Here is a 14,251-nt window from a genome sequence, read left to right as displayed (position 1 = left end):
CGTATTTTTACTGCGGTTTCTACTGCACGCGCCGGATCAGACCCGTTCGATCACCATGGCGATGCCCTGCCCGACGCCGATGCACATGGTGCACAAGGCGTAGCGGCCGCCGGTGCGGTGCAGCTGGTACATGGCCGTCGTCACCAGGCGCGCGCCGCTCATTCCGAGCGGGTGGCCGAGGGCGATGCCGCCGCCGTAGGGGTTCACCCTTGGATCGTCGTCGGCAATGCCGAGTTCTCGGAGCACCGCCAGGGCTTGCGAGGCGAAGGCTTCGTTCAGCTCGATGATGTCCATCTGGTCGAGCGTCATGCCGAGCTGTTTCATCAGCTTCTTGGTGGCAGGCGCCGGGCCGATGCCCATCACGCGCGGCGGCACGCCGGCCGTGGCCATGCCGACGACGCGGGCGCGTGGCGTCAGGCCGAACTGCTGCGCCGCCTCCGCACTGGCCAGCAGCAGCGCGCAGGCCCCGTCGTTCACGCCCGAAGCGTTACCGGCGGTGACGCTGCCTTCCGGATGCACCACGCCCTTGAGTTTCGCCAGCGCTTCGATGCTCGTTTCGCGCGGGTGCTCGTCCTGCTCGAAGGCGATGTGGTCGCCTTTTTTCTGCGGGATCAGCACCGGCACGATTTCGTCCTTGTACAGGCCTTCCTTCCATGCGCGCGCCGTCTTCTGCTGGCTCGCCAGCGCAAACCGGTCCTGGTCCTCGCGCGACACCTTGTAGTCGACGGCCACGTTCTCGGCCGTCTCCGGCATCGAGTCGGTGCCGTACAGGTGCTTCATCTGCTTGTTCGGAAAGCGCCAGCCGATGGTGGTGTCGTAGATGGTGGCCTGGCGCGAGAAGCTCGATTCCGCCTTGCCCATGACGAAGGGCGCGCGCGTCATCGACTCGACGCCGCCGGCGATCATGAGCCGGGTTTCGCCGGCCTTGATGGCGCGCGCGGCGATGCCGATCGCGTCCATGCCGGAGCCGCACAGGCGGTTGACGGTGGTGCCGGCGACTTCCGGGGGCAGTCCCGCCAGCAAGGACGACATGTGCGCCACGTTGCGGTTGTCTTCGCCGGCCTGGTTGGCGCAGCCGAAGATGACGTCGTCGACTTGCGTCCAGTCGACACCGGGGTTGCGGCGTACCAGTTCGCGCAGCGGCACCGCGCCGAGGTCGTCGGCGCGCACGTCCTTCAGGGCGCCGCCGTAGCGGCCGATCGGGGTGCGGATTGCATCGCAAATGAAAGCGTCGGTCATGCTTGTGCTCCTTGGTCGGTTGGCGACAGCAGGGGCGCGCTGGTGGCGGACTGCAGCTCATCGAAAGTCAGGCCCGGCGCCATCTCGCGCACGGCCAGTCCTGCAGGCGTCACGTCGAGCACGGCCAGGTCGGTGTAGATGCGGTTCACGCAGGCGACGCCGGTCAGCGGGTAGGTGCATTCGCGGACGATCTTGCTCTCGCCCGTCTTGGTCTGGTGATCCATCATCACGAACACCTGCTTGGCGCCGATGGCCAGGTCCATCGCCCCGCCGACGGCGGGAATGGCGTCCGGCGCGCCGGTATGCCAGTTGGCCAGGTCGCCCTTTTCCGAGACCTGGAAGGCGCCCAGCACGCAGATGTCGAGGTGGCCGCCGCGCATCATTGCGAAGGAATCCCCGTGGTGGAAATAGGCGCCGCCGACCAGCAGGGTCACCGGCTGCTTGCCGGCGTTGATCAGGTCTTCGTCTTCCTCTCCAGGCGCGGGCGCGGGGCCCATGCCGAGCAGGCCGTTTTCGCTGTGGAGGAAGACTTCGCGCTCACGCGGCAGGAAGTTGGCGACCTTGGTCGGCAGGCCGATGCCGAGGTTGACGTAGGCGCCCTCGTGGATGTCCTGCGCCACGCGTGCGGCGATCTGGTCGCGGCTGAATCGGTTCAATACCTGGCTCATGCTGCCTCCTTCACCACGCGCTGGACGAAAATGCCCGGCGTGACGATCACTTCGGGGTCGAGTTCGCCGAGCGGAACGATGTCGGCTACCTGTGCGATGGTGGTCTTGGCGGCCATCGCCATGATCGGGCCGAAGTTGCGCGCCGTCTTCCGGTACACCAGGTTGCCCCAGCGGTCGCCGCGCAGCGCCTTGATCAGCGCGTAGTCGGCGTGGATCGGCGCTTCCAGCACATAGTGGCGGCCGTCGATCAGGCGCGTTTCCTTGCCCTCGGCCAGCAGCGTGCCATACCCCGTCGGGGTGAAGAAACCGCCGATGCCGGCGCCCGCGGCGCGGATGCGCTCGGCGAGGTTGCCCTGCGGCGTCAGTTCGAGCTCGATCTCGCCGGCGCGGTAGAGCGCATCGAAATGATGCGAGTCGGCCTGGCGCGGGAAGGAGCAGATGATCTTGCGCACGCGCTTGGCCTTCAGCAGCGCGGCGAGGCCGGTTTCGCCGTTGCCGGCGTTGTTGTTGACGATCGTGAGGTCGCGTGCGCCCTGCGCGATCAGCGCGTCGATGAGCTTTGATGGCATGCCGGCGTTGCCGAAGCCCCCGATCATGACGGTCGCGCCGTCGTGCACGTCGGCGACGGCCTGCTCCAGCGATGCATAGGTTTTGTCGATCATGTTTTCACCTTGGTGTTTCCACCCTGTCGCGCGCCGGGACCGGCCGGCGCGCTTGAAACGCAGTTGAAATAAATGAGGCGTTGTTCGATAATCGCACTAATGATTGATTACCGCCCAACCCAGTGTAGTAGCACGCTGGCCGAAAGGTCAAGAAAAAAGACCAATCGAAGCGCCCTGCCCTGCTTTAAAATCGCGCCATGACAAATTCGACAACGACACCCTCCAACGAGATCCTCGACGGCGACGCGCCGGACGACCGCGAACCGACGATCGCCGAGCAGATCGACGCCCTGACCGACCCCAGCTTCATGACTTCGCTGGCGCGCGGCCTGGCCGTGGTGCAGGCCTTCAGCGATTCGCGCAAACCCCAGACCATCGCCCAGATCAGCCAGAAGACCGGCATCCCGCGCGCGGCCGTGCGCCGCTGCCTGTACACGCTGCAGCAGCTCGGCTATGTCGACGCCGAACTGAACAATTTTTCGCTGCGCCCGAAGGTGCTGACGCTCGGCTACTCCTACCTGTCGTCGACGCCGCTGACCGTGTCGAGCCAGCCCTATCTGAACGCCATCAGCCAGAAACTCGGCGAATCCTGCTCGCTGGCCGTGCTCGACGACGGCGAAGTACTGTACGTGGCGCGCTCGGCCGCCTCGCGCGTGATGTCGGTGGCCCTGAATACCGGCAGCCGCCTGCCGGCCTACTGCACCTCGCTCGGACGGGTGATGCTGGCCCACCTCGCCCCCCAGGAGCTCGACGCCTATTTCGCGCGCGTAAAGCTCAAGGCGATGACCGACAAGACCGTGACCTCACAAAAGCGCCTGCGCGAGATCCTCGCGAACGTTCGCCAGGACGGCTACGCCATCAACGACGAGGAACTCGAACTCGGCCTGCGCTCGATCGCGGTGCCGGTGCGCGGCGCCTCGGGCCAGGTGCTGGCGGCGCTGAACGTCGGCGCCCAGGCGGCCCGCATCAGCAACGAGCGGATGCGGGAAGAGTTCCTGCCCGTCCTGCAACGGGGCGCGCAGGAACTCGCGGTGCTGCTGCCTTAGAAGTGGTGGCGCAGGCCGACCATGACGCCGGTCTGGGCGAGGCCGGCGCCGACGGTGCCGCCCGCGTCCAGCGCCACCGCCGAGGTGCCGTCGTTGTCGATGCGGCCGACCGCCGTGTAGACGAAGGTGCGCTTCGACATCCCGTAGGTCAGGCGCGCGACCAGCATGTCCACGTCCGATTCCGAGTTCTTGGTGTCGCGGCGCGCGACCTGGGCGTCGATCGTGAAGGCGCCGATCGGGTGGCTGGCGCCGAAGTAATACAGATTCGATTCGAGGGGGCCGGTCGCGGCCTTCAGGTCGCGCGCGATGACGCCGGCGCCGAGCTTGGTCGGGCCCAGCATCAGGTAGCCGTTGACGGTGGTGCGGGTGTCGGTGTTCGCGCTGCTGGTCAGGCCGCCGGCAGCGCCCGTGTTGCCGTACATGCGGTCGTAGGACGCATTCAGGCCGAAGGCCTTGGTCTCGTAGCCGACCAGGCCGGTGTACTGGCGGCAGGCCTTGGAATTGCCCGGCACTTCGCCGGCGCAATTCGTCGCGGCGGGGCCGCCGGCGGCTGAACCGTCGCGGCCCAGGCTGTAGGTGGCGCCCAGCACGAAGCCGCCGAAGTTGCCCATGTAGCCAATCGCATTGTCGCTGCGCGCGTTCGGCAGATAGGGATCGATGCTGCCGATGGCGAACAGGTGCGGCCCCAGCACGTCGGTCTTCAGGCCCGAAATATAGGTCATGTTCTGCTGGCGTCCCAACGTGACCGTCCCCCACGCCCCTTTCAGGCCCAGGTTCGCCGCGCGGCCGAACAGGCGGCCGCCCTGCTGCTGGGTGCCGGTGTCCATCGCCAGACCGTTTTCCAGCACGAAGAAGGCCTGCAGGCCGCCGCCGAGGTCCTCGGTGCCGCGGAAACCGATGCGCGACGGGAAGGAACTGGTCAGCGAGGGCATCTTGGTGACGGAGTCGCCCGCACTATTGACGTTCGTCATGCGCGCAAAACCACTGTCAACGATACCGTAGATCTGGACCGAGGTCTGGGCCTGGACGGCGCCGGTGGCAGAGGCGGCAGCGATGCCGCACATCAGCGCGACGGCGCTGCAGATGGTGTTCTTCATGTTGTCTCCGTGAGTTTGTTGTAGCGTGTGCGATTACCGAACAAGAGGTTGTTAATCGAACGCAAAATGGATACTATGGTTGTCACGGAAAGTTGTCAACAATATGCTTGCGACAGTTATGATGCAGTTGTGATAACGACACGCCGCTGCCCGGGGCGCTCCGGAACAACCGACAAGACCAACCAGAGGAGACAGACATGAAGTTCACGATGCTTGCAACCGCTTGCGCCCTTACTTTCGCTTTCGTCCCCGCCGCCCAGGCGCAGGACACCATCAAGGTCGGCGTCATCGCCCCCTTCTCCGGGCCCTTCGCCGACTATGGCAAGCAAATGCAGGGCGGCATCAACGCCTGGGTGGCCCAGCACGGCGACAAGGTCGCGGGCAAGAAGATCCAGCTCATCTACAAGGACACCACAGGCCCGGCGCCGGAAGTGGCCAAGCGCCTCGCCCAGGAACTGGTCGTGCGCGACAAGGTCGACTTCCTGGCCGGCTTCGGCCTGACGCCCGAAGCGCTGGCCGTCGCTCCGATCGCCCAGCAGGCGAAAAAGCCGATGATCATCATGAACGCGGCCACGTCGGTCATCACCACCAAGTCCGACTACATCGCCCGCTTCTCGATGACGCTGCCGCAGATCTCGGCGCCAATGGCCGACTGGGCCTTGAAGAACAAGATCCAATCCGTGGCAACGGTGGTGGCCGACTACGGCCCCGGCATCGATGCCGAAAAGGCCTTCAGCGACCGCTTCGTGAAGAACGGCGGCAAGGTGGCGGAAGCCATCCGCGTCCCGCTGCGCAACCCGGAATTCGCCCCCTTCATCCAGCGCATCAAGGACGCGAAACCCGACGCCGTGTTCGTCTTCGTGCCCGCCGGCGAGCAGAGCATCGCCTTCATGAAGGGCTACCGCGAACGCGGCCTGGCCGCCGCCGGCATCAAGGTCATCGCCACCGGCGACCTGACCGACGACCACGTGCTGCCGGCCATGGGCGAAAACACCCTGGGCGTGATCACCACCTTCCACTACTCGGCCGCGCACAAGTCGCCCGAGAACGACGCCTTCCTGAAGAGCTTCGCCTCAGCCAACCCGCAGGGCGGCCGCCCGAACTTCATGGCGGTGGCGGCTTACGACGGCATGAACGCGATCTACCAGGTCAGCAACAAGCTCGGCGGCAAGATCGACGGCGCCAAGGCGATGGCGGTGCTCAAGGGGATGAAGATCCAGAGCCCGCGCGGGCCGATCACCATCGACCCGGCGACGCGCGACGTGGTGCAGACGGTGTACGTGCGCAAGGTGGAGATGGTGAATGGGCAGCCGTATAACGTGGAGTTTGATCAGTTCAAGGATCAGAAGGATCCGGGGAAGTAAGCGGCTCGGACACCGCCAACCCGCCTCGGCTGGGTTGGCGTGTCACAGCTGCCCGTGGCGACCTTTGCGGTCGCCCCACTTGCCGAGCCTGGCAGGCCCTCCGGTCAAATCCCCTGCACGCTCAGCGCCCGCACCGCGCCCCTCAACTGCCCCAGCAGTTGCACACGTCCGGCTTCATCCAACTCCGGAAACATCGCCCGCTCCACCTCCACCACCTGCGCATCGCAGGCAGCCAGCACGGCATGCCCCGCCTCCGTCAGGCTGATCTGGATGATCCGCCCATGCGCTGGATCGGGCGTGCGCGCAATCCATCCCTTCCCTTCCATCTGCTTGACCATCTCGTTGGCCGACTGCGGCGAAATCATCGTGCGCGTGGCGAGCTGGGCGTTCGACAGCGAGCCGTGGGCGCGGAACACCGACAGCGCCGTGTACTGGGGCACCGTCAAGCCGGCGGGCGCCAGGCTGTCGCGCAGGCGCTGGTTCAGCACGTGGTCGAGGCGGCCGACGAGGTAGGCCAGACCCATCGGTTTGCTGGCTCCGGGGGCGCCCACGGAGGCCGTTGAAAGTTTTTTTGAAGTGGTCATAAAAAAGTGCTTGTCATGGCAATCAGGTGCGAATAGTATAAGCCACATATCAGGCAGCCTGATAACAAACTTACTAACGAGGAGACATTGTATGTCCAAATACGAAGCGCGCTGGCAAACCGTCAAAGTGGACGTGGAGAACGGTATCGGCTGGATCACCCTGAACCGCCCGGAGAAGCGTAACGCCATGAGCCCGACGCTGAACCGCGAGATGATCGACGTGCTCGAGACGCTCGAGCTCGACGACGAGGCGCAAGTCGTCGTCCTCACCGGCGCCGGTGACGCCTGGACCGCCGGCATGGACCTGAAAGAATATTTCCGCGAGACCGACGGCAAGCCGGAGATCATGCAGGAGCGCATGCGCCGCGACTGCTCGCAGTGGCAGTGGAAACTGCTGCGCATGTACAGCAAGGCCACCATCGCCATGGTCAACGGCTGGTGCTTCGGCGGCGCGTTCTCGCCGCTGGTCGCCTGCGACCTGGCGATCGCCGCCGACGACGCCGTGTTCGGCCTGTCGGAAGTGAACTGGGGCATCCCGCCGGGCAACCTGGTCAGCAAGGCCGTGGCCGACACCATGGGCCACCGCCAGGCGCTGCACTACATCATGACCGGCGACACCTTCACCGGCAAGGAAGCCGCAGCGATGGGCCTGATCAACAAGAGCGTGCCGAAAGAGCAGCTGCGCGAGGCGGTCATCGAACTGGCCGGCAAGCTGCTGGAAAAGAACCCGGTCGTGCTGCGCTACGCGAAGATCGGCTTCAAGCGCTGCCGCGAACTGACCTGGGAGCAAGGCGAAGACTACCTGTACGCCAAGACCGACCAGTCCAACCACCGCGATCCGGAAAAAGGCCGCAAGGAAGGCCTCAAGCAGTTCCTGGACGACAAGACCATCAAGCCGGGCCTGCAAACCTACAAGCGCCCGGGCTGAGCGGCCGGCGCCGCAACGAAATAATTGCGGCCAGTTAATAATAAGAACGTAATCACAGCGTCACAACGTCGGCGGCGCCCGTTAAGCGGGTGACCGCCTTCCATCCAGTTGCCAGAGGAGACCTCTGATGTTCCAAGCAGACCTGCTGTTGGGCGGACAAGCACGCCCCGCATCGACCGGCGCCACCTTCGAGCGCCACAATCCCGCCACCGGCGACGTCGCCACCCGCGCCGCCGCCGCCACCCTCGACGACGTCGACGCTGCAATCGCGGCTGCGCAAGCCGCCTTCCCGGCCTGGTCGGCGATGGCGCCCGGCGCCCGCCGCAGCTTGCTGTTGAAAGCCGCCGACAAGATGGAAGCGCTGCGCGGCCAGTTCGTCGAAGCCGCCGTCGCCGAGGCTGGCGGCGCGCCGATGTGGTACCAGTTCAACGTGACGCTTGCCTCCAACATGCTGCGCGAAGCGGCCGCCATGACGACGCAGATCGCCGGCGAAGTCATCCCGTCGGACGTACCCGGTTCGCTCGCCATGGGCGTGCGCCAGGCCTGCGGCGTGGTGGTCGGCATCGCGCCGTGGAACGCGCCGATCATCCTCGGCACGCGCGCGGTCGCCATGCCGCTCGCCTGCGGCAATACCGTGATCCTGAAATCGTCCGAGCTGTGCCCGGCCCTGCACCGCCTCATCGGCCAGGTGTTCGTCGACGCCGGCTTCCCCGAAGGCGTGGTCAACGTCATCAGCAACGCCCCTGCCGACGCGCCCCAGGTCGTCGAACGCCTGATCGCCCACCCTGCCGTGCGCCGGATTAACTTTACCGGTTCGACCAGGGTCGGCCGCATCATCGCCCAGCAGGCGGCGAAATACCTGAAACCGGTGCTGCTGGAACTGGGCGGCAAGAACCCGGTCGTGGTGCTGGACGACGCCGACCTCGACGCCGCGGTGGAAGCGGCGGCCTTCTCCGCCTTCTTCAACCAGGGCCAGATCTGCATGTCGGCCGACCGCATCCTGGTCGACCGCAAGATCGCCCCAGCCTTTGTCGAGAAGCTGGCCGCGAAGACCGCGACGCTGAAGGCAGCGCGTTCGGACGCGCCGCTGGCCGGCATGGTCGACCCAAGCGCGGCCGCGCGTGTCGAAAGCATGCTGCAGGATGCGCGCGAGCGCGGCGCCAAAGTGACGCAGGCGGGCGCCGGCGTCGAGGGCAACATCATGCAGCCGGCGATCGTCGACGACGTGACGCCGGAGATGCTGGTGTACCAGGAAGAATCCTTCGGGCCGATCGTCTCGGTGCTACGCTTCGATTCCGACGAGGAGGCGATCCGCATGGCCAACGACAGCGAATACGGGCTGTCGTCGGCCGTCTTCAGCCGCGACATCGGCCGTGCGATGGCGGTAGCCCAGCGCATCGAATCGGGCATCTGCCACATCAACGGGCCGACCGTGCACGACGAGGCGCAGATGCCCTTCGGCGGCGTGAAGGGCAGCGGCTACGGGCGCTTCGGCGGCAAGGCGGCCATCGCCGAGTTCACCGACCTGCGCTGGATCACGGTGCAGACCACGCCACGCCACTTCCCGATCTGAACGGAGCACGCGCATGACCCAATCATTGCCTCCCAGCGGTGTGAAGCGGCGGCATGTCGAACTCGGCGATCCGGAAATCGCCGTGTCGCAGACCGGCGGCGTCTGGCACATAGACGCCGTCACCCCGCTCGCCCCCTACCCGGCGCGCTACACCGACCGCCTGGTGTCCGGCGCGCGCGCGCATCCCGAGCGGACCCTGGTCGCCCGCCGCGGCGCCGACGGCGAATGGATCCGCCTGTCCTATGCGCAGGTGCTGGAGAACGCGCGCCGCATCGGCCAGGCCCTGCTCGACCGCGGCCTGTCGGCCGAACGCCCGCTCGTCATCCTCTCCGGGAACGACCTGGAACACTTCCAGCTCGCGCTCGGCGCGATGTATGCCGGCATTCCGTATTCGCCGCTCTCGCCGGCCTACTCGCTGGTGGCAACCGATCCTGCCAAGCTGGCCGACCTGATCGAACAGCTGACGCCGGGCGCCGTGTTCGCCTCCTGCGGCACCGCCTTCGGGCCTGCCATCGCCGCCGTGGTACCGGGGGAGACCGAACTGATCCTGGCCGGCGGCGACGCGCCGGGACGCACGGCCACCGCCTTTGCGAGCCTGCTGGCGACGCCGCCCACCACGGTCGACGCACGCAACGCCGAGGTGGGGCCGGCGACGATCGCCAAGTTCCTCTTCACGTCGGGCTCGACCAAGAAACCGAAGGCGGTCATCACCACCCACGGCATGCTCTGCTCGAACCAGCAGATGCTGCTGCAGACCTTCCCCTTCTTTGCCGAGGCGCCGCCGGTGCTGCTCGACTGGCTGCCGTGGAACCACACTTTCGGCGGCAGCCACAACGTCGGCATCGTGCTTTACAACGGCGGCACCCTGTACCTCGACGATGGCCGCCCCACCCCGCGCGACTTCGGCACCACCTTGCGCAACCTGCGCGAGATCGCGCCGACCGTCTACTTCAACATTCCGGTGGCCTGGGAAATGCTGGCCGAGGCGCTGGAGACGGACGACGCGCTGGCGGCCAACTTCTACTCGCGCGTGAAACTGTTCTTCTGTGCCGGCGCCGGGCTGTCGCAGGCGGCCTGGGAGCACCTGGACCAGGTGGCCATGCGGCGCTGCGGAGAGTCGATCCGCATCATGACCGGCCTGGGCATGACGGAGACCTCGCCTTCGTGCACCTTCGGCACCGGGCCGATCATCAAGGCCGGCTATGTCGGCGTGCCGGCGCCGGGCTGCAAGGTCAAGCTGGTGCCGATCGGGGACAAGCTCGAAGCCCGCTTCCACGGTCCGCACGTGACGCCGGGCTACTGGCGCGCACCGCACCTCACCGCCGAAGCCTTCGATGCCGACGGCTACTACTGCACCGGCGACGCGCTGCGTTTCGTCGACGACGCCCATCCGGAACTGGGCTTCATGTTCGACGGCCGGATTGCGGAAGACTTCAAGCTCAGCTCGGGCACCTTTGTCAGCGTCGGCCCGCTGCGTGCGCGCGTCATCAGCCAGGGCGCGCCCTACGTGCAGGACGCCGTCGTCACGGGCCTGAACCGCCACGCGATCGGCCTGATGGTGTTCCCGCGCATGGACAACTGCCTGCCGCTGTCGGGCCTTCCGGCCGGTACCCCTGCCGCCGAGGTGCTGGCCAGCGAGCCGGTACGCGCATTTTTCAGGAATCTGCTCGACGAACTCAATCGCGGCGCGAGCGGTTCGTCGAAGCGGGTCGAGCGCCTGCTGCTGCTCAGCGAACCACCCTCGGTCGACGCGCGCGAGCAGACCGACAAGGGTTCGATCAACCAGGCCGCGGTGCTGAACCGGCGCGCGGCCCTGGTCGATGCGATGTACGACGGAACGGAAGCACAGACCATCATTGCAGCTTAAGTACTTGCGACATAACACCTACAACGACAAGGAGACGATATGAAACTCAAGACTCTGGCCTGCCTCGGCCTGGCCATCCTGCCCTTCGCAGCCGCCCCGGCCTTTGCCCAGGACACCATCAAGATCGGCGTCATCGCCGCGCTGACGGGACCGTTCGTCAACATCGGGAAGCCCTTCGAAGACGGCATCAAGGCTTACATGAAGCTGCATGGCAACCAGGTCGCCGGCAAGAAGATCCAGGTCATCTACCGTGACGACGGCGGCAGCAACGTCGAACTCTCCAAGCGCGCGGCGCAGGAACTGATCGGGCGCGAGAAAGTCAACTTCCTGATCGGTTTCTCGCTCACCCCGAGCGCGCTGGCCGTGGCGCCCGTCGCCACCCAGGGAAAGACCCCGATGATCGTCATGAACGCCGTGACCACCGGGATCACCGCCAAATCTCCCTACATGCTGCGCACGTCGATGACGATGCAGCAAATGACCGAACCCTTCGGCACCTGGACCGCGCAGAACAAGATCAGCAGGGTGTATTCGCTGGTATCCGACTACAGCACCGGGCACGACGCGGAAAAGCTGTTCGCCAAGGGCCTGACCGAGGGCGGCGGCAAGATCGTCGGTTCCTCGCGTACGCCGATGGCCAACCCGGACTATTCTCCTTTCGTGCAGCGCGTGAAGGATGAGAAGCCCGAGGCCCTGTTCTTCTTCGCGCCGGGCGTGGAAGACGGCACCGGCCTGCTCAAGGCCTTCAGCGACAAGGGCCTGGACAAGGCCGGGATCAAGTTCCTCGGCGTGGGCGACATGACGAGCGATTCGCCGACGCTCGAGGCCCTGGGCGACCGTGCCCTGGGCGCAGTCACCGTGCTGAACTACTCGACCGCGCTCGACAACGAGGCCAACCGGACCTTCCTGAAGGCCTATGCCGCCGCCAACCCGGGCCGCCCGGCACCCACCTTCGTCACCGTCGCCGCCTACGACACGATGGGCATGATCTACGAGACGGTCCGCAGGCTGAACGGCAATGTCACGGGCGACGCTGCCGTCAAGGTGCTGTCGAACATGAAGTGGGATAGCCCACGCGGCCCGATCAGCATCGATCCGAAGACCCGCGACATCGTGCAGAACATGTATATCCGCGAGGTCAGGAAAATCGACGGCAAGCTGGTCAACCACCCCATCAGCACCCTCAAGGACGTCCGGCCGGACTAAGCACGGCCCGCCTTCGCCTCATCCGGCAGGCGAGATGCCGCGCCCCCCCTTGCAGGGGCCGCGGCCGCCGGCCGCCCACACATGTTGTTTTGATCTGTTCCCCAGCAGAGGAGTGCTTACGCATGTACACACGACACATCGGCATCATCGCGGCCCTCGCCGCGCTTGGCCTCACCGGCTGCAGCGACAACGACGACCCTGTCGCCGCGGCGCCCCTTCCGGCCCCGCCCGTGCAGACGCTGCCGCAACTGCCGCAGCTGTCGCCCGCGGCCGGCGCCACCCTTGGCGCCTGCGCCGACCTGGCCACCCGCATCAGCTATCCCGACACCGTCATCACCGCCGCCAACCCGGTCGCCGCAGGAACCCTGACGGTCGGGGGCAAGCCGGTTGCGGCCCACTGCCAGGTCACCGGCCAGATGCTGCGCCGGGTCAGCCCGGTCGACGGCAAGAGCTACGCGATCGGTTTCGAAATGCGCCTGCCGCAAAACTGGAACGGCCGCTTCTTCTACCAAGCCAACGGCGGCGTCGACGGCAGCGTCGTCACCGCCACCGGACCGGTCGGCGGCGGCGGCCCGCTCGACAATGCGCTCAACCAGGGCTTTGCCGTGATCAGCTCCGACGCCGGCCACCAGCCGGCCACGCCCTTCTTCGGCATCGACCCGCAGGCGCGCCTGGACTACGGCTACGCCGCCGTCGGCAAGCTCACGCCGATGGCCAAGAGCGTCATCCAGACCGCCTACGGTAAGGGGCCGGACCGTTCCTACATCGGCGGCTGCTCGAACGGCGGGCGCCACGCGATGGTCGCGGCGGCGCGCTACGCCGACCAGTACGACGGCTTCCTGGTCGGGAACCCCGGTTACCGCCTGCCGCTCGCGGCGATCGCCAACGTCGCCGGCGCCAAGACCTATGCGTCGCTCGCCTCCACGCCCGGCGATCTCGCCACCGGTTTCACGCAGGCGGAACGGGCACTGGTCTCGAACGCGGTGCTCGGCAAGTGCGACGCGCTCGACGGCGCGGCGGACGGCCTGGTCCAGGACGTGGGGGCCTGCCAGGCCGTCTTCGACCTGAACCGCGACGTGCCGACCTGCGCCGGCACGCGCGACGGCAGCTGCCTGAGCGCCGCGCAGAAGAGCGGCATCGCCGCGCTCTTCGCCGGTGCCAAAACCGAAAGCGGCGCCACGATTTACACCAGCTTCCCTTACGATGCGGGTCTCGCGACGAATGGCTGGGCGAGCTGGAAGTTCAGCGCGCCGATCGACCGCGATTCGGGCGCCATCGCCTTCATCTGGTCGGTGCCCCCGGAAGACCCGGCGACCTTCAACGGACGCGAGTTTGTACTGAACCGCAGCCTGGACCAGATGCTGGCGCGCGTGAACGCGACCAGCGCCACCTATCCCGAAAACGCCCTGTCGTTCATGGTGGCGCCAAACGCAACCGACCTGTCCACCCTGAAGAACCGGGGCGCCAAGATGCTGGTTTACCACGGCACGAGCGACCCGATCTTCTCGAGCGACGACACCCGGGCCTGGTACCACGGGCTGCGCACGGCCAACAACTTCGACGCCTCGAACTTCGCCCGCTACTTCCCGGTACCCGGCATGAACCACTGCTCCGGCGGTCCGGCCACCGACCAGTTCGACATGCTGACGCCGCTGGTGAACTGGGTCGAAAAAGGCCAGGCGCCGGACAGCGTGACGGCAAGCGCCCGCGGCGCCGGCAATGCGGGCGGCGTGAACACCGACCTGCCGGCAAGCTGGGCGGCGACGCGTACCCGCCCGCTGTGCCCGTTCCCGAAAGTGGCGCGCTACAAGGGCAGCGGCAGCATCGAGGACGCGGCGAACTTCAGCTGCCAGTAAGGGCGGCGCATCCGCAAGCACGGGCGTCCCGCCGGCCGGGACGCCGGGGAGGCCACCTTGCGGTGGCCTTTTTTCATGGCCCGCCGCAACCGGCGCCTTTACGGGCAGGCTGCCGGCAGGGATCGACGGGTACGCCAGGCCCGGCACATTTGCAGCCGCCG

12 protein-coding genes are annotated in these 14,251 nt (G+C 66.6%); 7 read left to right on the top strand and 5 right to left on the bottom strand.

The genetic code is table 11. The features are described 5' to 3' along the window. Nucleotides 1-36: 36 nt before the first annotated feature. From pcaF to ACWCIA_RS01240, 3 genes are read right to left on the bottom strand one after another with little or no spacing between them, the layout of a single operon-like run. Entirely contained in the window at nucleotides 37-1,239 is a 1,203-nt protein-coding gene (gene pcaF, locus ACWCIA_RS01250) for a 3-oxoadipyl-CoA thiolase (RefSeq protein ID WP_454160193.1), read from the bottom strand. Next, nucleotides 1,236-1,895, bottom strand: coding sequence for a CoA transferase subunit B (locus ACWCIA_RS01245; RefSeq protein WP_454160559.1), 660 nt, complete (start codon nucleotides 1,893-1,895; stop codon nucleotides 1,236-1,238). Before ACWCIA_RS01245 ends, pcaF begins: the two co-directional genes overlap by 4 nt. Before the next feature lie 8 nt (nucleotides 1,896-1,903). Beyond that, complete coding sequence (locus tag ACWCIA_RS01240; protein ID WP_454160191.1) at nucleotides 1,904-2,569, bottom strand: 3-oxoacid CoA-transferase subunit A; 666 nt, start codon at nucleotides 2,567-2,569, stop codon at nucleotides 1,904-1,906. A gap of 197 nt (nucleotides 2,570-2,766) precedes the next feature. On the opposite strand from ACWCIA_RS01240, the gene ACWCIA_RS01235 reads away from it, so the two are divergent. Further along, nucleotides 2,767-3,615: an IclR family transcriptional regulator domain-containing protein gene (locus ACWCIA_RS01235; protein ID WP_454160189.1), complete on the top strand. Its 849-nt coding sequence runs from the start codon at nucleotides 2,767-2,769 to the stop codon at nucleotides 3,613-3,615. Here ACWCIA_RS01235 and ACWCIA_RS01230 read toward each other — a convergent pair. Then, nucleotides 3,612-4,712 carry a porin gene (locus tag ACWCIA_RS01230; RefSeq protein WP_454160187.1) on the bottom strand — a complete coding sequence of 367 codons (1,101 nt, stop codon included), beginning with the start codon at nucleotides 4,710-4,712 and terminating at the stop codon, nucleotides 3,612-3,614. The genes ACWCIA_RS01235 and ACWCIA_RS01230 overlap by 4 nt on opposite strands. Nucleotides 4,713-4,909: 197 nt before the next feature. Between ACWCIA_RS01230 and ACWCIA_RS01225 the strand changes: the two genes are divergently transcribed. Further along, a complete protein-coding gene (locus ACWCIA_RS01225; protein ID WP_454160185.1) occupies nucleotides 4,910-6,076 on the top strand; it encodes an ABC transporter substrate-binding protein in 1,167 nt (388 codons plus the stop codon). 104 nt (nucleotides 6,077-6,180) lie between these two features. Here ACWCIA_RS01225 and ACWCIA_RS01220 read toward each other — a convergent pair whose 3' ends face one another. Next, nucleotides 6,181-6,600: a MarR family winged helix-turn-helix transcriptional regulator gene (locus tag ACWCIA_RS01220; protein ID WP_454160183.1), complete on the bottom strand. Its 420-nt coding sequence runs from the start codon at nucleotides 6,598-6,600 to the stop codon at nucleotides 6,181-6,183. A 151-nt stretch (nucleotides 6,601-6,751) separates the two neighbouring features. Here ACWCIA_RS01220 and ACWCIA_RS01215 point away from each other — a divergent pair, with 151 nt between their 5' ends. The 5 genes from ACWCIA_RS01215 to ACWCIA_RS01195 all read left to right on the top strand — a co-directional run bounded on the left by ACWCIA_RS01215 (nucleotide 6,752) and on the right by ACWCIA_RS01195 (nucleotide 14,090). Beyond that, a complete protein-coding gene (locus tag ACWCIA_RS01215; RefSeq protein WP_454160181.1) occupies nucleotides 6,752-7,588 on the top strand; it encodes a p-hydroxycinnamoyl CoA hydratase/lyase in 837 nt (278 codons plus the stop codon). 127 nt (nucleotides 7,589-7,715) lie between these two features. After that, the gene (locus ACWCIA_RS01210; RefSeq protein ID WP_454160179.1) at nucleotides 7,716-9,161 is read left to right on the top strand and encodes an aldehyde dehydrogenase; all 1,446 of its coding nucleotides are present in this window, start codon (nucleotides 7,716-7,718) and stop codon (nucleotides 9,159-9,161) included. A gap of 13 nt (nucleotides 9,162-9,174) precedes the next feature. Next, a complete protein-coding gene (locus tag ACWCIA_RS01205; RefSeq protein ID WP_454160177.1) occupies nucleotides 9,175-11,028 on the top strand; it encodes a feruloyl-CoA synthase in 1,854 nt (617 codons plus the stop codon). Between the two features lie 39 nt (nucleotides 11,029-11,067). After that, entirely contained in the window at nucleotides 11,068-12,234 is a 1,167-nt protein-coding gene (locus ACWCIA_RS01200) for an ABC transporter substrate-binding protein (protein ID WP_454160175.1), read from the top strand. 122 nt (nucleotides 12,235-12,356) lie between these two features. Continuing rightward, entirely contained in the window at nucleotides 12,357-14,090 is a 1,734-nt protein-coding gene (locus ACWCIA_RS01195; protein ID WP_454160173.1) for a tannase/feruloyl esterase family alpha/beta hydrolase, read from the top strand. Nucleotides 14,091-14,251: the final 161 nt, after the last annotated feature.

The organism is Massilia sp. SYSU DXS3249 (genome assembly GCF_053668055.1).
This window is presented reverse-complemented; position numbering and strand designations above follow the sequence as displayed.

What these genes read in the sequence shown, in the direction of transcription:
- ACWCIA_RS01240 (WP_454160191.1), bottom strand. Translation starts at nt 2,569, where the DNA reads ATGATCGACAAAACCTATGCATCGCTGGAGCAGGCCGTCGCCGACGTG.
- ACWCIA_RS01230 (WP_454160187.1), bottom strand. Translation starts at nt 4,712, where the DNA reads ATGAAGAACACCATCTGCAGCGCCGTCGCGCTGATGTGCGGCATCGCT.
- ACWCIA_RS01220 (WP_454160183.1), bottom strand. Translation starts at nt 6,600, where the DNA reads ATGGGTCTGGCCTACCTCGTCGGCCGCCTCGACCACGTGCTGAACCAG.
- ACWCIA_RS01215 (WP_454160181.1), top strand. Translation starts at nt 6,752, where the DNA reads ATGTCCAAATACGAAGCGCGCTGGCAAACCGTCAAAGTGGACGTGGAG.
- ACWCIA_RS01210 (WP_454160179.1), top strand. Translation starts at nt 7,716, where the DNA reads ATGTTCCAAGCAGACCTGCTGTTGGGCGGACAAGCACGCCCCGCATCG.
- ACWCIA_RS01205 (WP_454160177.1), top strand. Translation starts at nt 9,175, where the DNA reads ATGACCCAATCATTGCCTCCCAGCGGTGTGAAGCGGCGGCATGTCGAA.
- ACWCIA_RS01225 (WP_454160185.1), top strand. Translation starts at nt 4,910, where the DNA reads ATGAAGTTCACGATGCTTGCAACCGCTTGCGCCCTTACTTTCGCTTTC.
- ACWCIA_RS01200 (WP_454160175.1), top strand. Translation starts at nt 11,068, where the DNA reads ATGAAACTCAAGACTCTGGCCTGCCTCGGCCTGGCCATCCTGCCCTTC.
- ACWCIA_RS01235 (WP_454160189.1), top strand. Translation starts at nt 2,767, where the DNA reads ATGACAAATTCGACAACGACACCCTCCAACGAGATCCTCGACGGCGAC.
- pcaF (WP_454160193.1), bottom strand. Translation starts at nt 1,239, where the DNA reads ATGACCGACGCTTTCATTTGCGATGCAATCCGCACCCCGATCGGCCGC.
- ACWCIA_RS01195 (WP_454160173.1), top strand. Translation starts at nt 12,357, where the DNA reads ATGTACACACGACACATCGGCATCATCGCGGCCCTCGCCGCGCTTGGC.